Source organism: Microbulbifer pacificus, from assembly GCF_033723955.1.
Taxonomy (GTDB): Bacteria; Pseudomonadota; Gammaproteobacteria; order Pseudomonadales; family Cellvibrionaceae; genus Microbulbifer; species Microbulbifer pacificus.
The window spans coordinates 1,710,644-1,731,371 of sequence record NZ_CP137555.1 but is presented as its reverse complement, the minus strand read 5'-3'; the positions used below and the strand labels follow the sequence as shown (position 1 = coordinate 1,731,371).

Genomic DNA, 20,728 nt, shown 5'->3' with positions numbered 1-20,728 from the left:
ATTTTAGCCAAGGGGACGGGGCTTGCCGGGTGGAGGGCCCGGCGGTGGCGAATTTTGTCGGTCTATGCCGCGCCGTAATCTTTTGGCCGTTTCTCAGCCAAGCCAGCGCGGCAGCAGGATACAGCCCCAGGTGGTGAGCCACATCAGCAGGGACAGGGAGACCGCAGCGGAAGCGGTGTCCTTGGCGATCTTAGACAGAGGATGCTTCTCCGGGCCGACACGGTCTACCACCGCTTCCACCGCACTGTTCAGCAGTTCGACGATCATCACCAGCAGGGTGGCGCCGATCAGCAGCGCGCGCTCCATGCCACTTTCACCGAGCCACAGGGCGGCGGGGATCAGGAAGATAGCGAGGGTGACTTCCTGGCGGAAGGCGGCCTCGTTGCGCCAGGTGGCGAGCAGCCCCTGGCGGGAATATTCGGTGGCATCGATCAGGCGGGAAATGCCGGTTTTGCCGGGTTTGTTGACAAATTGATCTTGCATGGCTGGTTTCTTGCGTCCCATGTGGCTGTATTTCGCCCTGCGATCGGGCAGTAAGAACACGGATTCTGGCCGCGTCACTGTCAATAAAATGTCAAAAAAAAAGCCCGGGAATACCGGGCTTTTTATTATGGACGAATTATTCGTCCAGGAAGCTGCGCAGGTGTTCGGAGCGCGAGGGGTGGCGCAGTTTGCGCAACGCCTTGGCTTCGATCTGCCGGATACGCTCGCGGGTAACGTCGAACTGCTTGCCCACTTCCTCAAGGGTGTGGTCGGTGTTCATGTCGATACCGAAGCGCATGCGCAGTACCTTGGCTTCCCGTGCGGTCAGTCCAGCCAGTACGGCGCGGGTGGCGTCGTGCAGGCCGGTTGCCGTGGCGGTGTCCACCGGAGACGACTGGTTCTGGTCTTCGATGAAATCCCCGAGATGGGAATCTTCATCATCGCCGATGGGCGTCTCCATGGAGATCGGTTCCTTGGCGATTTTCAGGACCTTGCGCACCTTGTCTTCCGGCATGTCCATACGCTCGCCCAGCTCTTCCGGAGTGGGTTCGCGGCCCATCTCCTGCAGCATCTGGCGGCTGATACGATTGAGCTTGTTGATGGTCTCAATCATGTGCACCGGGATACGGATGGTGCGCGCCTGATCCGCGATGGAGCGGGTAATGGCCTGGCGAATCCACCAGGTAGCGTAGGTGGAGAACTTGTAACCGCGACGGTATTCGAACTTGTCCACCGCCTTCATCAGGCCGATGTTGCCCTCCTGGATCAGATCCAGGAACTGCAGTCCGCGATTGGTGTACTTCTTGGCGATGGAGATCACCAGACGCAGGTTGGCCTCGACCATTTCTTTCTTGGCGCGACGGGAGCGGGCCTCACCGATGGACATGCGGCGGTTGATCTCTTTGATCTGGCCGATTTCCAGCTGGGCCTTGTCCTGGGCCTGGGTCAGCTTGCGCTGGGCGCGCTGAACTTCTTCGGCTACCTGACGCAGGGCGTCGGAGTAGTCGCGCTTTTTCTTGACGATGGACGGTACCCAGTCGTCGTTCACTTCGTTGCCGGGGAATTCCTTGATGAAGGTCTTGCGCGGCATCTTCGCTTTCTTGATACACAGGTTCATGACGACGCGCTCCTGTTCGCGCACCTCGTCGAGAATGTTGCGTACCTGGTTGTACAGCGGGTCGAACTGGCGCGGGGCCAGCTTGAAGAAGCGGAAGATATCGCCCACGGCTTCCATGGCCTCACCGGCCTCTTTGGAATCGCGACCGTGTTTCTTGATGGCGGCCTCGGCTTTCTTCTGCGCCGCGATCAGTTCCTGCATACGCGCGGCCAGCTCTTCCGGGTCGATGCCGCTGGTGGTCTCTTCCTCTTCGTCGCTGGAGGAATCGTCATCGTCATCGTCATCGCTGTCGGAGTCGCTGTCGTCGTCGCTGTCGCTGGAGGACGAGTCGCTATCCTGGCCGGCCTGTGCGCCGGGCGGTACGTCTTCCGCGGGGTCGAGCCAGCCGGCAATCACGTCGGGAATGCGGCGCTCTTCCTTCTCGATCAGCGCGTACTCGTCGATCACCTGCTGCACGGCGCCCGGCCAGTAGGCGAGGGCGGCCATAAGCTCGCGCAGGCCTTCTTCGATACGCTTGGCGATGGCGATTTCGCCCTCGCGGGTGAGCAGTTCCACGGTACCCATTTCGCGCATGTACATGCGCACCGGGTCGGTGGTGCGGCCGACGTCGGACTCTACCGCGGCGAGGGCGGCGGCGGCTTCGGCGGCGGCGATTTCATCGGCGGAGCTATCGCCTTCGGCCATCAACAGTTCTTCGGCATCCGGTGCGCTTTCGAACACCTTGATACCCATGTCGTTGATCATGCCGATGATGTCTTCCACCTGATCTGGATCGGAGATGTCCTCCGGCAGGTGGTCATTCACCTCCGCATAGGTGAGGTAGCCCTGCTCTTTACCGCGGGCGATCAGCTCTCTGATGCGGGAAGTGGTCTTTTGCTGCTGGGTTTTGTCGGTCATGCACAACCCTGAATTCTGGGGATTGGAAAGTCGGGACTTTTGTCTGGACAAAGACGCGGGATTATAGCGTATTTGCGTAAGCAATAACCACAGTGACCGTCAAGGCAGGTGAGTGGTTTCGGGGGCTCCGGGCGTTTGTCTGACCAGGTTTCCGCCGCTTTTGGCGGAGGGGATGTGAATATGGTGCTGGCACCCCGGAATTCAAGGGGTCGCTAGTCGGATTTGCGTCGAAATTGCGCCAGAAGTGCCAGTTGCTCGGCGCCGAGGGTGTTGCCGGCATTTTTCAGCTGGTCCACCAGGCTGCGCTTGCGCTGCCGCTCGGCGGCCAGGTCAAGGCTCTGCAGGCAATCGCGGAATTCGGTCTCGGGGTCGTATTCCAGCTTCTGGCCGGCGCCGCCCACGATCGGGTGGCTCATGGCGAGGCGCGGGATGAGTTCGCGGGCCTCCTTGCACTCCAGGTTCATCAGGCGGCCGAACAGCTGGTTGCTGTTGAGCGCCGGGTTCTGGTGCATGACCTTGAGTATGTCGCCGAACAGTTGCAGGTCGGCGTCGTTGCTGCCGGCAAAGCGCGCGCTGTCGTCGATCAGCTGCGCCAGCTGCGGGTGGTGCAGCAGCAGGGCGATCAGCATGCGCTCGGCGGGCAGGCGGTACTGGCCGCCGCGGCGTCGCGCGGTTGACTGCTGCGGAGCATCTTCGTCCGGGTAGGGCTGCGGCTCATCGCTGTAGTCGTAGTCCGGAGGAGGTGCGGCCGGGTAGTCGTCAGCGCCCGGATAGTCGATTGCCGGTGCGGGTTCCGGTGCCGCCGCGACCTGGGGCTGGGTGGGAACCGGTTGCGGCGCCGGAGGCCGCGCATCCAGGGCGAGCTTGGCGGTGCGCGCCTTCTCCGCGGCGATAATCTCTTCCAGCATGTCCTGTTCGAGACCGGTGCGGCGGGCGAGTTGCTGGAACATCAGCTGGCGGTAGACACCGGCGGGCAGCAGGTCGAGCAGGGGAGCGGCGGCCTTGGACAGGCGCGCGCGGCCGTCCATGGTCTGGATGTTGATACCTTCGCCCAGCAGGTCGAACAGGAAGTCCTCCAGTGGGCGGCCCTGCTCGTCGATCAGCTGGTCGAAGCGCTCGCCGCCGATCTGCCGCACCAGGGTGTCCGGGTCTTCGCCTTCCGGCAGCAGCAGGAAGCGCAGGCTGCGCCCGTCCTGCATGTGCGGCAGCGCGGCCTCCAGGGCGCGGCGGGCGGCGGTGCGCCCGGCCTGGTCACCGTCGAAGCAGAACACCAGCTCCTGGGTGTGGCGGAATGCGAGCTGGATATGGTCCTCGCCGCAGGCGGTGCCGAGGGTGGCCACGGCGCAGCGAATGCCGAACTGGGCCAATGCCACCACGTCCATATAGCCTTCCACCACAATCAGCCGCTTCAGTTCGCGGTTGGCCTGGCGCGCCTCCCACAGTCCATAGAGCTCCTTGCCCTTATGGAAGATCGGGGTTTCCGGGGAGTTGAGGTACTTCGGCTTTTCGTCCCCGAGTACACGGCCGCCGAAAGCGATGGTGCGCCCGCGCTGGTCGCGGATCGGGAACATGATGCGATTGCGGAAGCGGTCGTAGTGGTGGCGCTTGCCCGGTTCGTTCTTGCCCGGATTGCCGTCGCTGTCGGTGCGGCGGATGGCGAGACCGGCGAGCTCCAGTTGCTCGGCCTTCTCTGAAGTTGTGCCCAGCTGGTTGAGCAGGTTGTCCCACCCCGGCGGCGCGAGGCCGATACCAAATTCCTTGGCCACGGCGCCGGACAGGCCGCGGTTTTTCAGGTAGGTGATGGCGCGGGCGGCAATCTTGTGGTCTTTCAGTTGCGCGCGGAAAAACTCCGCGGCCTTTTCCGTCAGCTGGTAGAGGTTCTGGCTCTCCTGCTGGCGCTTGATCTGGCCCGGGGCGAGCTGCTCCCGCGGCACTTCGATCCCCAGGCTCGCGGCGAGCTTTTCCACCGCCTCCGGAAACGGCAGGCGGTCGTACTCCATCAGGAAGCCGACCGCATTGCCGCTGGCACCGCAGCCGAAGCAGTAGTAGAACTGCTTGTCCGGACTTACGGTGAAAGAGGGAGTTTTTTCGTCGTGAAATGGGCAGCAGGCGGAATAGTTTTTCCCGGTTTTACGCAATTTGACCCGGCTATCGACGACCGGAACGATGTCGGCGCGGGCCAACAGGTCGTCGATAAAGTATTGCGGGATCTTGCCTGCCATTTGCTGCTCGATCGCTTATTAAAACGCGGCTTTGACGAGTTTGCTGACGACACCCATATCGGCGCGGCCCTGTACCTGCGGCTTCACCAGTGCCATCACCTTGCCCATGTCCGCCATGCTGCTGGCGCCGGTCTCTTTGACCGCGGCGGCGACGATTTCCTGAATCTCGGCTTCAGACAGCTGCTCCGGCAGGAACTCCTGAATCACGTCGATTTCCGCCTGTTCCACCGCGGCCAGCTCCGGGCGGCCAGCCTTTTCGTATTGGGTGATGGAGTCGCGGCGCTGCTTGGTCATCTTGTCCAGCACGGCCAGGATGCGGGCGTCGTCCAGCTCAATACGCTCGTCCACTTCCACCCGCTTGATCTCGGCGTTGATTAGGCGCAGGGTCGCCAGACGCGCTTTTTCGCGGGCTTTCATGGCGTCTTTGGTGGCGGTGGAGAGGGTTTCCTTGAGTGTGCTCATGATGTTATCCAGAGTTGTCTCATCCAGTGTTTACGGGCGAAATTGGTGATCAATAGTGGCGGATCGGCGCGGTGAAGCAAAGTGCATTGATCCGTAAACAAAAAACGGCGCGCGAGTTGCCTCGGGCGCCGTTTCAGATCGCGAACCGGGTTCACGTCATCTTGCTGTGAGCGAGAGATTAAGCTCGAACTCAGTAGAGACGCTGGAACTTGCGGTTTTCGCGCTGCATTTTCTTGGCGTGACGCTTAACAGCAGCGGCAGCCTTGCGCTTGCGAACGGAAGTGGGCTTTTCGTAGAACTCGCGACGACGTACTTCAGAAAGTACACCAGCTTTTTCACAAGAGCGCTTGAAGCGGCGCAGAGCGATGTCAAAGGGCTCGTTGTCTTTGATGCGTACTGAGGGCATTAGATTACCTGTAAAATTCGTTTCTCTCTGCCAGCGTCCAAACTAAGGACTTCTGGCGTGGCCTGTCCGGCAAATTGCTCTTCTCGCAGATGCAATCCGGAGGCCGGTTCACAGCGAGGGCGCAAATTCTATACAGATGATTTGGCCTTCGCAAGCCTTGTGGCGGCATCCCCGCCCGGGAGAGCAACTATCGCGCCTGAGGGCTGCCTGCGCGTTTTGTGTGACGCGCGGGTCAGGTGCTATCGGCTCAGCGCTGCGCAGGTATGCGCGCTAAAGAGTATGATAGCGCCCCCTCCGCCCGGATCGCAGTGGTCATTTGTCCGCTCCAGACGCCGTTCGGGGACCGTTTGATGAATGTGAGATAACTGTGCGAGTACTCGGAATAGAAACCTCTTGTGACGAAACCGGCGTCGCCCTGTACGACAGCGAACAGGGGTTGCTGGGTCACACCCTTTACAGTCAGGTCAAACTGCACGCGGACTACGGCGGGGTAGTACCGGAACTGGCGAGTCGCGATCACGTGCGCAAACTGTTGCCATTGATCCGCGAGGTGATGGCCGCGAGCAATACCAGTCCTGAAGACATCGACGGTGTTGCCTACACCGCGGGCCCCGGCCTCATCGGTGCCCTGATGGTGGGTGCCTGTGCCGGTCGCGCGCTGGCGTTCGGCTGGAATGTGCCGGCGGTGGGCGTTCACCATATGGAAGGTCACCTGCTGGCGCCTATGCTGGAGGAAAACCCGCCGGCATTTCCGTTCGTGGCCCTGCTGGTTTCCGGTGGCCACACCCAACTGGTGGATGTGCAGGGGCTGGGCCAGTACAAACTGCTGGGGGAATCCCTGGACGACGCCGCCGGCGAGGCCTTCGACAAGGCCGCCAAGATGCTCGACCTCGACTATCCGGGCGGTCCGCGCCTCGCCGCCCTGGCGGAGAAAGGCGACCCGCAGCGCTTTACCTTTCCGCGCCCGATGACCGACAGACCAGGGCTGGATTTCAGTTTTTCCGGTCTGAAGACCTTCACGCTGACCACGGTGCAGCAGCACGCGCTGGAAGATGGTTTGCCGGACGAGCAGACCTGTGCGGATATCGCCGCGGCCTTCCAGGAGGCGGTGGTGGACACCCTGGTGATCAAGTGCCGCCGCGCACTCAAGCAGGCCGGGCGCAAGACCCTGGTGATTGCCGGTGGCGTTTCTGCCAACAAACTGCTGCGGCAGCGACTGGAAGCGCGGCTCGCGGAAGACGGTTGTAGCGTGTATTACCCGCGCCAGGAGTTCTGTACCGACAACGGCGCCATGATTGCCTATGCCGGCTGTCTGCGCCTGCAGGCGGGACAGCGGACTGGCCTCGACATCGATGTGCGTCCGCGCTGGCCGCTGACCGAATTGACCGGTGCACTGGGCACCCATAAGTAGCAACGGGAAGCTAGGAGAATACTTTTGGACATCGTCTATATCCGCGACCTCAAGGTGGACACCATCATCGGTATCTACGACTGGGAGCGCGAGGTGCGCCAGACCGTGAGCCTGGATATCGAAATGGCCTTCGATATCCGCGAAGCCGCGCGTACCGACAACATCGAGCACACCCTCAATTACAAAGCGGTGGCCAAGCGCCTGATCGCATTTATCGAGGGCAGCGAGTTCCTGCTGGTGGAGACCATGGCGGAGCAGGCGGCGGAGATTGTGCGCAGCGAATTCAATGTGAGCTGGCTGCGCCTGCGCCTGTCCAAGCCCGGAGCGGTACGCGGCGCGCGCGACGTGGGCGTGATCATTGAGCGCGGCCAAAAGCAGACGTTGGAGGCCTGAGGATGGTAACGGTCTATCTGAGTCTTGGCAGCAATATTGATCGCGAGAAAAACCTGAGTGCCGGGCTGGATGCGCTGGTTGAGACGTTCGGCGACCTGCGGATGTCACAGGTTTACGAGAGTGAAGCGGTGGGGTTCGATGGGGACAATTTTTACAACCTCGTTGCCGCCATCGAATCCGATTTGCCGGTTGGGGAGCTCGCTCTGCGTTTGCGTAATATCGAAGATGCAAACGGTCGAGTGCGCAGCGGCCCGAAATTCAGTGCGCGTACGCTGGATATCGATATTCTCACTTACGACGATCTCACCGGTGAGGTGGACGGGGTAAAACTGCCGCGTGGGGAAATTCTCAAAAATGCTTTTGTTTTGCTGCCGCTGTCGGAACTTGCTCCAGATCTTGTGCATCCGGTTCAGGGGAAGAGTTATCAGCAGTTGTGGGAAGAGTACGACCAGGCTTCGCAGAAATTGTGGGCGGTTGAGTTTAATTGGCCTGGTGATGCGTGACTTTGTAGATCGCGCAGTGGCGGCGCTGCTACCGGGTGCAAGTTTGTGAAACACGGGCTGGGCGCCCCCCCCTTAACCCATCCATGGGGGCTCTTCCGCGAGGTGGCCCGGCCGCTCCATGTTTTCGCGGCGCCTTCGGCCCCTCTCGCGGAAGGTTTCACAAAGCTACACCCGATATCAGCACCTTCGCATAACGCTCTTTACGCGGTAGCGGGCTTAGCTCAGGCCTGCCAGTGCTTCCTTGGTAAAAGAAACGATCTCTTCTTCGCGACCTTCCTTCATCTTCACCAGCCAGTTCGGGTCCTGCAGCAGCGCGCGACCCACGGCGATCAAGTCAAACTCGTTGTTATCCATACGACGGGCCAGCTCGTCGATGCCGGTGGGATTGGCGGTGCCACCCATGCCCTGGTTATTGCCGCCGATAAAATCGTCGTCGAGGCCGACGCTGCCCACGGAAATCACCGGTTTGCCGGTCAGTTCCTTGGTCCAGCCCGCCAGGTTCATGTCGGAACCTTCGAATTCCGGTACCCAGAAGCGTCTTGTGGACGCATGGAAAATATCCACCCCGGCCTCGACCAGCGGTGTCAGGAAGCGTTGCAGTTCGTCCGGAGTGTGCGCGAGGCGCGCTTCGTAGTCCTGCTGTTTCCACTGGGAGTAGCGCAGCACAATCGCGAAATCCTCACCCACGGCGTTGCGTACGGCTTCGACGATTTCCACCGCAAAGCGGGTGCGGTTTTCCAGTGAGCCACCGTATTCGTCGTCGCGCACATTGGTACCTTCCCAGAAAAACTGGTCGATCAGGTAGCCGTGGGCACCGTGCAGTTCCACGCCGTCAAAGCCCACGTCCTTGGCCGCTTTCGCCGCGTCCGCAAATGCCTTGATCGTTTCCTGAATGTCCGCCTTGGTCATGGCGTGGCCGTTGGGCTTGCCGGGTTTGAACAGGCCGGACGGGGATTGGCCGGGGATGGATTTATCCGGGCCGATGCCTTCCTTGCGCACGGAGCCAACATGCCACAGCTGGGGAATAATCTGGCCGCCGGCCGCATGTACTTCGTCGACCACCTTTTTCCAGCCCGCCAGCGCTTCGGCGCCATAGATCGCCGGGACGTTTTCATAGCCGTTGGCAGCGGGGCTGACGAAGGTGCCTTCGGTAATGATCAGGCCTACTTCGCCTTCGGCACGGCGGCGGTAGTAACCGGCCACCTGGTCATTTGGGATATAGCCCGGGGAGGCAGTGCGGGTCATTGGGGCCATGGCCACGCGGTTGCGGAGTTGCAGGGATTTGTGTTCGAAAGGACGCAACAGGCTGTCCAGGGAATGACTCATTGAGGACTCCAATAGTCTTTGGGCGAATTGAGCACGCTACCGCGATCGGGGCTTTCGCGTAATTATCTGCGATGTACGGGAGGGGCTGCGGGCGAACGGTTGGTCTGGGGTGCGATTTGACATTGTTGGAGCCCGCTTGCGAGCGAAAGACCGGGTTATCCGATCATTCGCCCGCAGACATGCGCCAGGGTGTCGCAAGTCACCGCATTAATTAATCACCGTTTCTCAGGGACAGCAGTCTTTCCTTGTGCTTGCGCAATTCTTCCTTGTTTTCCAGGATTTCATCCATGCTCAATCCTTTCAATTCATGGGGGAATACCAGCCATTTGTCGGTTTCGTGCAGATAGTAATCCGGCACGAACTCGGTCTGGTTGCGGCTAGGTTTGAAGTAAGGGCAGGCTATGCGGATTTCCGGGGTATTTTTCTTACACGCCTTGCGCATGTCACTGATGGCCTGCTGGATGCTGAGGCCGGTGTCGTACACATCATCCACGATCAACATCTTTTCATGGGACTCCACCTGCTTGATCAGGTAGGTGAGGCCGTGCACTTTCACTTCTTTCTGGCGCTGGTCCACGCCGGCGTAGGAGGAGGTGCGAATGGCGATGTGGTCGGCGTGGAACCCGAGGAAGTCGAACATCTCCTGCACGGCGATACCGATGGGGGCACCCCCGCGCCACACGCCGACGATATAGTCGGGGCGAAAGCCGCTTTCCACGACCTTAAGGGCCAGGGTGTAAGAGTCGTCCAGCAGGGACTGGGCGGAAATAAATTGCTTTTCGCTCACTGCGTTACCTCAAGCATTAAAAAATCAGATATTCAGGCTGCGCCCGCCATCGACGGCGATCACCTGGCCGGTAATGTAGGGGGCATCCGCTGCCAGGAATCGTACTGTACGGGCGATGTCCGATGGGTCACCGCTGCGTTGCATGGGGATGCGCGCCAGTATCTGCTCCTTGTTATAGCCTTCGCTCTCCTGTTCCGGCCACAGAATTGCACCGGGGGCGACGGCGTTGACCCTTACGCCCGGTGCCAGCTCCCGCGCCATGCTTTTGGTCAGCATGACCAGGCCTGCCTTGGCGGCGCAGTAGATAGTGTGTGCCGGCATGGGCTTGTCCGCGTGGATATCTGCCAGGTTGATGATGCTGCCGCGGGATCCTGCCAGAGCCGGGGCCAGTGCCTGACTTAAAAAGAACGGTGCTTTCAGGTTGCTGCCCATCAGGGCTTCCCACTGCTGCTCGTCCGCGTTGCCGATGGGGGTGGGGAAGAAGGCGGAGGCGTTGTTAACCAGCAGCGAAATCTCGCCAAAGCAGGCGAGGGCGGTTTCCGCCAGCTGCCGACAATCCGCCGCGGTGGCGAGGTCGCTGTGGACCGCTGCAGCAGAATCCGGTCGCCGGCGGTTCAGCTCTGCCACCAGTGCCAGCGCCGCCTGTTCGGAGTTGCGGTAGTGGATGATGACCCGGTGATCCAGATGCAGTTCTTCCGCGATGGCACGTCCGAGGCGTGCGGCGGCGCCGGTGATCAGGGCTGTGGCCATGGTTTTATCCATTAATGGCAGGGTTATTAGCGGTATGCGAGAGAGCTGAGCGCTCAGGCCCGGCCCGGCGCGCCGTAGGTTTTCTTTAGTGTGGCCAGGGCGTCGAGGCGCGCGCGATCCAGGGCCTTGCCCAGTTCCGCACCCTCGAATCCCTGCGCGATCAGCGCCTGTGGGTTTACGCCAGCGGCAGCCTCACGAGCGGCGCGCAGGTAATCCACTTGCGGATACTCCCTATCCTCAAGGCCCAGGCGGCCGCGGGCGTCGGCCTCACAGCTTTCCAGGAACTGCTCGAAGCGCTCCGGCCGGCGCAGGGCGTCGAGGGCGCGCAGTATTTTGAGAATGGTGTGCGGGCGCAGGTCAAACGCCTTGTGGCAGTGCAAATGGTACTCGCACACCCCAAGTGACAGCGCGGTAATCGGGTTGGGCACCCGCAGCCTTTGGCAAACGTCCTTTACCAGCGGCAGGCCGGCGGCCTCGTGTCCGCGGTGGCTGGGCAGTACGTGGTCGGGCGTGATGCCCTTGCCGAGGTCGTGCACCAGCACCGCGAAGCGTACCGGCAGGTCAGCGGGCGCCTGGCGCAGGGCGCGCAGTATGTGGTCGCCGGTGTCGATTTCCGGGTGGTGCAGCGCTGGCTGGGGTACACCGAACAGGCAGTCGACCTCCGGCAGCAATACCTTGAGGGCGCCACAGTCCCGCAAAACCTGGATGAAAACATCCGGCCGCGGCTCGGTAAGGGCGCGGCTGACTTCCTTCCATACCCGCTCCGCCACCAAATGTTCCACTTCCCCTGCATCCACCATGCCCTGCATCAGCGTCATGGTTTCATCGGCCACGGAAAAGCCCAGCGGTGCGTAGCGCGCGGCAAAGCGCGCCACCCGCAGTATGCGCAGAGGGTCTTCACTGAATGCAGGGGAGACGTGACGCAGTTTGCGCGCGCGGATGTCCGCCTGGCCGTTATAGGGATCGATGATCTGGCCGTCTTCGGTTTCCGCCATCGCGTTGACGGTGAGATCGCGGCGCTGAAGGTCCTGTTCGAGGGTGACCTCGGGGCTGGCGTAAACGGTAAAACCGCAGTAACCGTGGCCGCTTTTGCGCTCGGTGCGGGCGAGGGCGTACTCCTCGCTGCTGTCCGGGTGCAGGAAGACGGGAAAATCCTTGCCCACCGGGCGGAATCCGCGAGCCAGCATCTCGGCTTCGGTGGCGCCGACGACCACCCAGTCCCGTTCGTGAATCGGGCGCTGCAATAGTCTGTCGCGCACGGCACCACCAACCAGATAGGTCTTCACGGCAGCGCTCCTGAGGCGAAGTCGGTCGCAAAAAGCGGATGAAAGTGGGCAGGGGTTGCCATAGATGCCGTCATTCCCGACAAAACGTCGCGCTTGTCAGGTAAATACTAGGAAATTCAGGGGTCGGGAAGATAAAAAAAAGGCCCCGAAAATACAAGGGGGCCCAGGGTCTTAGGGTATTCGTGAAGAGAGAAACCCAACAAGCTCGTGTGCGCCAGTTCGCCGATGATTTCCGTAGATGGTTACAGAGTTCTACGAATTCGAGGCGGATAGCGCGTGTTGTCGGCGATTAAATGACCTACGACAACATACTGTCCATTCTATTTAACCTGTCTTAGCTGTCAACCATGGCTATCAAACTTTTATTGAGGGAAGTGTCGGTTGGTTCGTTAAATATATATAGGCATAGAATTAACACCTGATTATTTGGTTTAATTCAGCATAATTAATAACTAAATGCGCGATTCGTTGGGGGATAGTAATAAAATGAGCGAAGTGCATGTTCTCACTACCGGAGAGGCTGCCCGGTACTGTGGGGTGAATTTCCGTACCGTGATCCGCTGGATTGAGCGTGGTCAGTTGAAGGCGTACAAACTTCCCGGGCGCGGTGACCACCGCATCTGTGTGGAAGACTTTGTTGGCTTCCTGCGCGACAACGCCATGCCGGTGCCCGCGGAACTCGGCAGTGCCACGCGCAAGATCTTGTTGGTAGCCAATTCACCGGAACTTGCCGCTGGTCGTCAGTTGCTGCAACAGGCCGGGTGTGAAGTGGACATTGCCGGTGACAGTTTCAGCGCCGGGGCTCTGCTTGCCACCAGCAAACCCACCATGGTGGTGTTGGATACCAACCTGGATGGGGTCAATGGTTTCCAGGTGCTGGATACCATTCGCTCCCGCGCGGAGTTTTCATCGCTGAGTGTGCTGCTGATTGCGCCGCAGGGCGAAACCAACCAGCAGCGCTGGCTGGATGCCGGTGCCGATGCGGTGGTTGCCGCCAGTTGTGATCGCAGTGAATTGGTGGGTCGCGTCAATCTGCTGTTGGATGCCTGACAGTCTTTATCGGGATAGATCCGATTTAGTAGCCGGCCAATTCTCTGGTGCCCTGGGCGTTCTTTAGATCGGCTTGGGCACCAGCATGGACTCTTCCTCTTCCGACCTGTCCCTGCCTATTTCCGGGCAGTGATAACTCGCGGTAACTTCATCGCCATTCAGGCTGTGCAGGTGCACATTGAATCCCCACAGGCGGTGCAGGTGCTTCAGTACTTCACCGGTTTCCCTGCCCAGTGGGCGGCGTTGGTACTGGGTGTGGTGCAGCGTCATTGAGCGGTCGCCGCGGGTATTTACCGAATACACCTGAATATTCGGCTCGCGGTTACCCAGATTGTACTGCCCTGCCAGTTTCGCCCGCAGTTCCCGATAACCATCTTCATTGTGGATGGCATTTACCAGGATCTCCTTTTCCCGGTCGTCATCGGAAATACAGAAAAGTTTCATGTCCCGCATCACCTTGGGCGACAGGAACTGCAGGATAAAACTCTCATCCTTGAAATCCCGCATGGCAAATTGCAGGGTCTCTTTCCAGTTGCTGCCAGCGATATCAGGGAACCAGGCTCTGTCTTCCTCGGTCGGGTTTTCACAAATCCGGCGCAGGTCGGTGAAAATATTGAAGCCGAGTGCGTAAGGGTTGATGCCGTTGTAGTAGGGGCTGTCGTAGGGTGGCTGGTAAACGACGCTGGTGTGGCTCTGCAGGAATTCCAGCATAAAGCCGTCCGTCACCTTGCCGCGCTGATACAGTTCATTCAGCAAGGTGTAGTGCCAGAAAGTCGCCCAGCCTTCGTTCATCACCTGGGTCTGGCGCTGTGGATAAAAATACTGTGCCATCTTGCGCACAATGCGCACCAGTTCCCGCTGCCAGTTCTCCAACAGTGGCGCATTTTTTTCAATGAAATACAGCAGGTTTTCCTGTGGCTCTTCCGGGAAACGGCGTACAGGTGCCTGTTCTTCAGCACCTCCCAATTTGGGAATGGTGCGCCACAGGTCGTTCAGTTGTCGCTGGCGATATTCCTCGCGCTCTTTCTGGCGGCGCTCCTCTTCGTGAGCGGAAATCGGGTAGGGGCGTTTGTAGCGGTCTACCCCATAATTCATCAGTGCGTGACAGCTGTCCAGCAACGACTCCACTTCGTTGACACCATAGCGTTCTTCACAGCGTGCAATATAGTTTTTCGCAAACAGTAGATAGTCGATGATGCTGCTGGCATCGGTCCAGGTTCGGAAAAGATAGTTGCCCTTGAAAAAAGAATTGTGCCCGTAACAGGCGTGGGCGATGACCAGTGCCTGCATCGTCATGGTGTTTTCTTCCATGAGGTAGGCAATGCAGGGATTGGAGTTGATGACGATTTCGTACGCCAACCCCATACGCCCGCGCTGGTAATTGTTTTCCACGCTGATGAACTGCTTGCCGAAGGACCAGTGGTTGTAACCCACCGGCATACCCACCGACGAATAGGCATCCATCATCTGCTCGGAGCAGATGATCTCTATCTGGTTGGGGTAGGTGTCGAGGCCAAACTCTTTGGCCAGCAGCGCAATTTCCCGGTCGTACTCCTGGACGAGCTCGAAGGTCCACTCGGACGTGGTGGAAATGGGACGCTTGTTGTTGATGGTGGTGTCTAGCATCAGGCGGCCACCTTCTGGGTAAACAATTGGCGGAATACCGGGTAGATGTCCTTGACGTCGATGATCTGCTCCATGGCGAAATGATCGGGGAAGGCCCGTGCCACGCTCTGGTATTCATCCCACAGGGCCTGGTGGTCGCGCGGGGTGATTTCCACGTAGGAGTAGTACTGCACATGGGGCATGATGTCGTCGATCAGAATCTTGTGGCAGGTGCTGGAGTCGTCGTTCCAGTTGTCGCCGTCGGACGCCTGGGCACCGTAGATGTTCCACTCACTGGCGGGATAGCGGTCGCGCATGATGTCGCGCATCATTTTCAGTGCGCTGGAAACTATGGTGCCGCCGGTTTCGCGTGAGTAGAAAAATTCCTGCTCGTCCACCTCCTTGGCGCTGGTGTGATGGCGGATGAACACGACCTCGGTATATTCGTAACTACGCTGTAAAAACAGGTACAACAGCAGAAAGAACCGCTTCGCCATGTCCTTGGTCGCCTGGTTCATGGACCCGGATACATCCATCAGGCAGAACATGACTGCTTTCGAGCGCGGCCGCGGTTGCTTGATCAGCAGGTTGTACTTCAGGTCAAAGTCATCGAGGAAAGGAATGCGGTTGACGCGGTTGCGCAAGTCTTCGATTTTCAAGCGAAGTTCGTCCACTTTGCGCTGGTCCTTCAGTGCCGGATCCTTGGCTTCCTCGAGTTCGAGTTCTTGCTCCAGTAATTTCAGGTTGCGACGCTTGCCGCCGCTCAATGCTATGCGGCGCGCGTTGGCGGCACGCATGGAGCGCACCACATTTAAACGGCCAGGTGAACCCTCGTTGCAGAAGCCGGCGCGCACCACCTGAAAGGATTCATTGCCGGCGAGTTTGCGCTTGACCATGTTCGGCAGTTCCAGGCCTTCGAACATGAAGTCGAGAAATTCTTCCTGGGAAATCTGGAACACGAATTCATCAATGCCTTCACCGCTGTCACTGGCACCGCTGCCAGAACCGCCCTGACCCTGGCCTTGCCCGGGGCGAGGGATTCGATCCCCGGTGATGAATTCCTTGTTGCCGGGCAGCACCTGTTCCATGTGGCCGCCGCGGCCATGGGAGAATATGGGTTCGTTAAGATCGCGGGTGGGGATACTGATCTTCTCGCCTTTATCCATGTCGGTAATGGATCGGCTATTCATGGCTTCGCCGACGGCTTTCTTGATATGGGCCTTGTAACGCCTTAAAAAACGCTGGCGGTTTACAGTGCTTTTTTTCTTGCCATTCAGGCGACGGTCAATGATGTAGCTCATAGTACTGCCTTATGTTGCGTTGCGCTGCAGTGCCGCTGGGAGCTCGTAAGAGAGCTCTGTGGCAGCGCTGCTGCTGAGGGCAGTTGTGAGACACGCCGTGAACCCATCCCTGGGGGCTTGTCCGTCGGGTCCCTCCGACGGACAGTCTCACAAACTGCCCCCAGCAGCAGCGCTTTCGCATCACGTCCAGCAATCTTTCCCGGCATTGACTGTGCGAATTTGGTTGCGAAGTCAAAGCGTTGGGTTGAAGGTCCTGTTGCCGATGGAGCTTTTCGAGACTGTCGGCGAGAGGGACCTCGCCGACAAGCCCCTAGGGATGGGTTTACGGCGTGTCTCGAAAAGCTCCACCGGTGGTAGGGCCGCCACCGTCTGGTTTCAAGGCACGACACCCCGGGCCCATAAAACCTATTGGGATTTACGCACCCGCAAATACCACTCGGAAAGCAAACGCACCTGCTTCTCGGTATAGCCGCGCTCGACCATTCGCGCCACAAAGTCCGCATGCTTCTTCTGGTCGTCGGCAGACGCCTTGGTATTGAACGAGATGACCGGCAACAGATCCTCGGTGTTGGAGAACATCTTCTTCTCGATTACCGCGCGCAGTTTTTCGTAGGAGCGCCAGTCGGGATTTTTGCCCTGGTTGCCCGCACGGGCGCGCAGCACGAAGTTGACGATCTCGTTGCGGAAATCTTTCGGGTTGGAAATACCCGCAGGTTTCTCGGTTTTTTCCAGCTCTTCGTTCAGAGCGGCGCGATCGAGAATTTCACCGGTTTCCGGGTCGCGGTATTCCTGGTCCTGAATCCAGAAATCGGCATACGTTACATAGCGGTCAAACAGGTTCTGGCCATACTCCGCATAGGATTCCAGGTACGCGGTCTGGATTTCCTTGCCGATAAACTCCACATAGCGCGGCCCCAGGTATTCCTTGATAAAGCCCAGGTAGTTTTCCTGCTGCTCCGGCGGGAATTGCTCCTGTTCGATCTGCTGTTCCAGCACATACAGCAGGTGTACCGGGTTGGCCGCCACTTCGGTGGCGTCAAAGTTGAACACCTTGGACAGGATCTTGAAGGCGAAACGGGTGGAAAGACCGGTCATGCCTTCATCTACACCCGCGTTGTCGCGGTATTCCTGAATTGTTTTTGCTTTCGGGTCTGTGTCCTTCAGGTTTTCACCGTCGTAAACCCGCATCTTGGAAAATATGCTGGAGTTCTCCGGATTCTTGACCCGAGACAGCACGGAGAACTGGGCCAGCATACGCAGGGTATCGGGTGCACAGGGTGCTTTTGCCAGTGAGCTGTGCTCCAACAGCTTGTCGTAAATCTTGATCTCTTCCTTCACCCGCAGGCAGTAGGGCACCTTGACGATGTAGATACGGTCGAGGAATGCCTCGTTATTGCGGTTGTTGCGGAAGGACTGCCACTCGGACTCATTGGAGTGGGCGAGTATCACACCGTTGAACGGAATGGCGCCGAGGCCTTCGGTGCTGTTGTAGTTGCCTTCCTGGGTAGCGGTCAGCAACGGGTGCAGAACCTTGATGGGAGCCTTGAACATCTCCACAAATTCCATCAGGCCCTGGTTGGCGCGGCACAGGCTTCCGGAGAAGCTGTAGGCGTCCGGGTCGTTCTGCGGGAAATCTTCCAGCTTGCGAATATCCACCTTGCCCACCAGGGAGGAAATATCCTGGTTGTTTTCATCCCCGGGCTCGGTTTTCGCAATCGCCACCTGATCGAGAATGGACGGCCGAATTTTGATGACCTTGAATTTGCTGATATCGCCCTTGTATTCGTGCAGGCGCTTCACCGCCCAGGGGGACATGATGGTGTTCACATAGCGGCGCGGGATACCGTAATCCTCTTCCAGGATCTGGCCGTCCTCGTTGGGTGAAAACAGGGCCAGCGGAGATTCAAATACCGGTGAGCCCTTGATGGCGTAAATCGGAATCTGCTCCATCAGCGCTTTCAGGCGCTCCGCCAGCGAGGACTTGCCGCCGCCTACCGGGCCCAATAGGTACAGAATTTGCTTTTTCTCTTCCAGGCCCTGGGCGGCGTGACGGAAGAAGGAAACGATCTGCTCGATGGCCTCCTCCATGCCATAGAACTCACTGAACGCCTTGTAGCGTTTGATGACCTTGTTGGAAAAAATACGCGAGAGCCTGGGGTCTCGGGAAGTATCGACCAGTTCGGCTTCGCCAATGGCCATCAACATGCGCTCCGCGGGGGAGGCGTAAGCGCTGCGGTCGCTCTTGCACAGCTCCAGGTACTCCTGAATGGAGAGCTCTTCCTCCTGGATCGACTCGTAGCGTTCCAGGTAGTGATTGAATATCGACATGATGTACGACTCCCTGTAGCGTACCGCGTCAGAATTCGGCCTCATGCCGTGGAGAGCCGACTGCGCTGCAGCGTGTGATGACCGCGAAAACATCCCGCAGCGAATGCCAAAGAGCGCTGACGCGCGAGAACGCTATCGTTATTACCTATTGAATGCGCGACGGTGCAGCTGTCGCGACAGGGGGACAGCGGTCCCCGCACTTTCAGGATAGTCAGCGCTGTGGCCTTCAGCGGCGGATAGATCAAAGATGGGTGGAAATTGACGTCAGTTTTGCGAGCGGCGTATCCCGCGTAAAATACATCTCACATATGTGAGACACACTGCCTGAAACGGCAAATGCACGATAAATACGTCTAGTGCGGCCCTGCGCTCATTGGGCCGCAGACCTGACGTGAACATGTAAAACTAAGGAAACTCATGAAAGTAGTGGTAACCGGAGGCGCCGGCTATATTGGCAGCCATACCTGTGTGGAACTGCTGGAGGCCGGGTTCGAGCCGATCGTAGTCGACAATCTGTGCAATAGCAGTGAGGAGGCTCTGGCGCGGGTCGAGGTCATTACCGGTAAATCGGTGAAATTCCACAAGGTGGATATTCGTGATGCCGATGGCCTGAGGGAAGTTTTCCGCCAATATGATGTTTCCGCGGTAATACATTTTGCCGGTTTGAAGGCTGTGGGGGAATCTGTTGCCGAGCCTCTCCGCTATTACCAGAACAATGTGGCGGGAACCCTTACCCTGTGTGAGGTGATGGAAGAGTTTGGCGTACACCAACTGATCTTCAGCTCCTCCGCGACGGTGTACGGGGACCCGGAAACTGTTCCTGTGCGCGAGGATTTCCCCACCGCTCCCGCCAGCCCTTACGGCACCAGTAAATTGATGGTTGAGAATATCTTGCGCGATCTGTGCAACGCACCCGGGAAAAAGTGGAAAGCGGCGGTATTGCGTTACTTCAACCCCATTGGCGCCCACGCAAGCGGAACCATTGGTGAAGATCCCGAGGGTATCCCGAATAACCTGCTGCCCTATGTGGCCCAGGTGGCGGTCGGTCGCTTGCCGCAACTGCAGGTTTTTGGCGACGATTACCCCACGCCGGACGGCACGGGTGTGCGCGACTATATCCATGTTGTCGATCTCGCCCGCGGCCACCTGGCGGCACTGAACAAGCTGCAACAGGCGCAGACTCAATCGGGCTGTTACACCTACAACCTCGGAACCGGTCGCGGTAGTTCGGTGCTGGAGATTGTGCACGCCTTCGCCGAGGCCGCCGCAAAAGAGATTCCCTACAAGGTGGTGCCCCGTCGCGCTGGCGATGTCGCCGAATATTATGCCGACCCGGCGTTGGCGGCGACTGAACTTGAGTGGACGGCGGAGTACGATCTCAAACGCATGGTGGAGGATACCTGGCGCTGGCAGTCGCAGAACCCCAAGGGATATGCGGGCTGATTTTGAAGTATTGCCGAGTTATCAAAAACGGGCCTGCGGGCCCGTTTTTTTTGCTGGTGTCCGATTTAGGAAGTGGGGCTGTGCAGGCAATCTGCTCAGGTTGGCCGGTTCCGAAAGGTCTCACTATCGCTAAAACGCGCAATCGGTACAGAAGAAGGTTTCGTCCTCCAGGCGCATGGCGGTGAGATAGCCGCCCCACACGCAGCCGGTATCCAGCGCGTACACATTTTTAGTGTGTGCTTCCCCTTCCAGCGCCGCCCAGTGCCCGAAAATAATCCGGTCGTCTCTGGTTTTACGCTCCTTGAAACTGAACCAGGGCTTGTAGTCGTGGTGCGCGGCCAGCGGTCCCTGCTTGGTGACGAGATCCAGGGTGCCGTCCGCCTTGCAGAAGCGCATGCGGGTAAAGTAGTTGGTAATTGAGCGAAGGCGCTCCACCCCGATCAGGTGGTCGCTCCACAGGTGGGGCTCGTTGCCATACATGCCGTAGAAGTAGGCCTTGGTCATGGATGGGTCGCGCAGGGCGCGGTGTACCTCTCCCGCCAGTTCCAGTGCCTTGCTCATGCTCCATATCGGAGGGATGCCAGCGTGCACCATGGAGAAGTATTTGTCGGCGACTTTTTTGTGCACCATCAGCGGCTGGTCCTGCAGCCAGCCCAGCAAGATGTCGGCGTCTTTTGCACGCAATACTTCTGCCAGGTCGTGTTCCTTGTCGGTAAGACGCTTGGCGCCGTGGGCAATACCCAGAAGGTGCAGGTCGTGGTTACCCAGTACCGCGGTGATCTGGTGACGGTGTTGGTACAGAAAGCGCAGGGTGCCGAGGCTGTCGGGGCCGCGGTGTACCATGTCGCCGGCCAGCCACAGCTTGTCCTTGTCGGCGTTGAAGCGGATTTTTTTCAGCAGTTTCTCGAGAGGCTCCAGGCAGCCCTGGATATCGCCGATTGCGTAAGTTGCCAAAACC

Annotated in this window: 18 protein-coding genes; 5 read left to right on the top strand and 13 right to left on the bottom strand. The window is 59.0% G+C overall.

What is annotated here, in order from left to right:
• Positions 1-93: 93 nt before the first annotated feature.
• The 5 genes from R5R33_RS07605 to rpsU all read right to left on the bottom strand — a co-directional run bounded on the left by R5R33_RS07605 (position 94) and on the right by rpsU (position 5,587).
• Entirely contained in the window at positions 94-483 is a 390-nt protein-coding gene (locus R5R33_RS07605) for a diacylglycerol kinase (protein WP_318955421.1), read from the bottom strand.
• A 136-nt stretch (positions 484-619) separates the two neighbouring features.
• Positions 620-2,497, bottom strand: coding sequence for an RNA polymerase sigma factor RpoD (gene rpoD, locus R5R33_RS07600; protein WP_318955420.1), 1,878 nt, complete (start codon positions 2,495-2,497; stop codon positions 620-622).
• A gap of 212 nt (positions 2,498-2,709) precedes the next feature.
• Positions 2,710-4,719: a DNA primase gene (dnaG, locus tag R5R33_RS07595; RefSeq protein ID WP_318955419.1), complete on the bottom strand. Its 2,010-nt coding sequence runs from the start codon at positions 4,717-4,719 to the stop codon at positions 2,710-2,712.
• 18 nt (positions 4,720-4,737) lie between these two features.
• Positions 4,738-5,181: a GatB/YqeY domain-containing protein gene (locus tag R5R33_RS07590; RefSeq protein WP_318955418.1), complete on the bottom strand. Its 444-nt coding sequence runs from the start codon at positions 5,179-5,181 to the stop codon at positions 4,738-4,740.
• 190 nt (positions 5,182-5,371) lie between these two features.
• Entirely contained in the window at positions 5,372-5,587 is a 216-nt protein-coding gene (rpsU, locus tag R5R33_RS07585; protein ID WP_010133379.1) for a 30S ribosomal protein S21, read from the bottom strand.
• 367 nt (positions 5,588-5,954) lie between these two features.
• Between rpsU and tsaD the strand changes: the two genes are divergently transcribed.
• Genes tsaD through folK form a run of 3 tightly spaced genes read left to right on the top strand, consistent with a single transcriptional unit; the run spans position 5,955 to position 7,894 of the window.
• A complete protein-coding gene (gene tsaD, locus R5R33_RS07580; protein ID WP_318955417.1) occupies positions 5,955-6,998 on the top strand; it encodes a tRNA (adenosine(37)-N6)-threonylcarbamoyltransferase complex transferase subunit TsaD in 1,044 nt (347 codons plus the stop codon).
• A 24-nt stretch (positions 6,999-7,022) separates the two neighbouring features.
• Entirely contained in the window at positions 7,023-7,391 is a 369-nt protein-coding gene (folB, locus tag R5R33_RS07575) for a dihydroneopterin aldolase (protein ID WP_318955416.1), read from the top strand.
• A 2-nt stretch (positions 7,392-7,393) separates the two neighbouring features.
• A complete protein-coding gene (gene folK / locus R5R33_RS07570; protein WP_318955415.1) occupies positions 7,394-7,894 on the top strand; it encodes a 2-amino-4-hydroxy-6-hydroxymethyldihydropteridine diphosphokinase in 501 nt (166 codons plus the stop codon).
• 216 nt (positions 7,895-8,110) lie between these two features.
• Here the strand turns inward: folK and R5R33_RS07565 are convergent, their stop codons facing one another.
• The 4 genes from R5R33_RS07565 to R5R33_RS07550 all read right to left on the bottom strand — a co-directional run bounded on the left by R5R33_RS07565 (position 8,111) and on the right by R5R33_RS07550 (position 12,043).
• Entirely contained in the window at positions 8,111-9,220 is a 1,110-nt protein-coding gene (locus R5R33_RS07565; protein ID WP_318955414.1) for an NADH:flavin oxidoreductase, read from the bottom strand.
• Between the two features lie 211 nt (positions 9,221-9,431).
• Complete coding sequence (locus R5R33_RS07560; RefSeq protein WP_318955413.1) at positions 9,432-10,007, bottom strand: phosphoribosyltransferase; 576 nt, start codon at positions 10,005-10,007, stop codon at positions 9,432-9,434.
• Between the two features lie 24 nt (positions 10,008-10,031).
• Complete coding sequence (locus R5R33_RS07555) at positions 10,032-10,757, bottom strand: pteridine reductase (protein ID WP_318955412.1); 726 nt, start codon at positions 10,755-10,757, stop codon at positions 10,032-10,034.
• A 53-nt stretch (positions 10,758-10,810) separates the two neighbouring features.
• The gene (locus R5R33_RS07550) at positions 10,811-12,043 is read right to left on the bottom strand and encodes a multifunctional CCA addition/repair protein (protein WP_318955411.1); all 1,233 of its coding nucleotides are present in this window, start codon (positions 12,041-12,043) and stop codon (positions 10,811-10,813) included.
• A gap of 486 nt (positions 12,044-12,529) precedes the next feature.
• Here R5R33_RS07550 and R5R33_RS07545 point away from each other — a divergent pair, with 486 nt between their 5' ends.
• Positions 12,530-13,093: a response regulator gene (locus R5R33_RS07545; RefSeq protein ID WP_318955410.1), complete on the top strand. Its 564-nt coding sequence runs from the start codon at positions 12,530-12,532 to the stop codon at positions 13,091-13,093.
• Between the two features lie 63 nt (positions 13,094-13,156).
• Here the strand turns inward: R5R33_RS07545 and R5R33_RS07540 are convergent, their stop codons facing one another.
• From R5R33_RS07540 to R5R33_RS07530, 3 genes are all read right to left on the bottom strand, one after another.
• Positions 13,157-14,719 (bottom strand): SpoVR family protein, encoded by a 1,563-nt coding sequence (locus R5R33_RS07540; protein ID WP_318955409.1) that lies wholly within the window; start codon positions 14,717-14,719, stop codon positions 13,157-13,159.
• On the bottom strand, positions 14,719-15,999 hold the full coding sequence (locus R5R33_RS07535) for a YeaH/YhbH family protein (protein ID WP_318955408.1): 1,281 nt from the start codon (positions 15,997-15,999) through the stop codon (positions 14,719-14,721). The genes R5R33_RS07540 and R5R33_RS07535 overlap by 1 nt, the downstream gene beginning before the upstream one ends.
• Before the next feature lie 405 nt (positions 16,000-16,404).
• Positions 16,405-18,327, bottom strand: a complete 1,923-nt coding sequence (locus R5R33_RS07530) for a PrkA family serine protein kinase (protein ID WP_318955407.1) — start codon at positions 18,325-18,327, stop codon at positions 16,405-16,407.
• A 417-nt stretch (positions 18,328-18,744) separates the two neighbouring features.
• Here R5R33_RS07530 and galE point away from each other — a divergent pair, with 417 nt between their 5' ends.
• Positions 18,745-19,770, top strand: coding sequence for a UDP-glucose 4-epimerase GalE (gene galE / locus R5R33_RS07525; protein WP_318955406.1), 1,026 nt, complete (start codon positions 18,745-18,747; stop codon positions 19,768-19,770).
• A 129-nt stretch (positions 19,771-19,899) separates the two neighbouring features.
• Here galE and R5R33_RS07520 read toward each other — a convergent pair whose 3' ends face one another.
• Positions 19,900-20,724: a symmetrical bis(5'-nucleosyl)-tetraphosphatase gene (locus tag R5R33_RS07520; RefSeq protein WP_318955405.1), complete on the bottom strand. Its 825-nt coding sequence runs from the start codon at positions 20,722-20,724 to the stop codon at positions 19,900-19,902.
• Positions 20,725-20,728 lie beyond the last annotated feature (4 nt).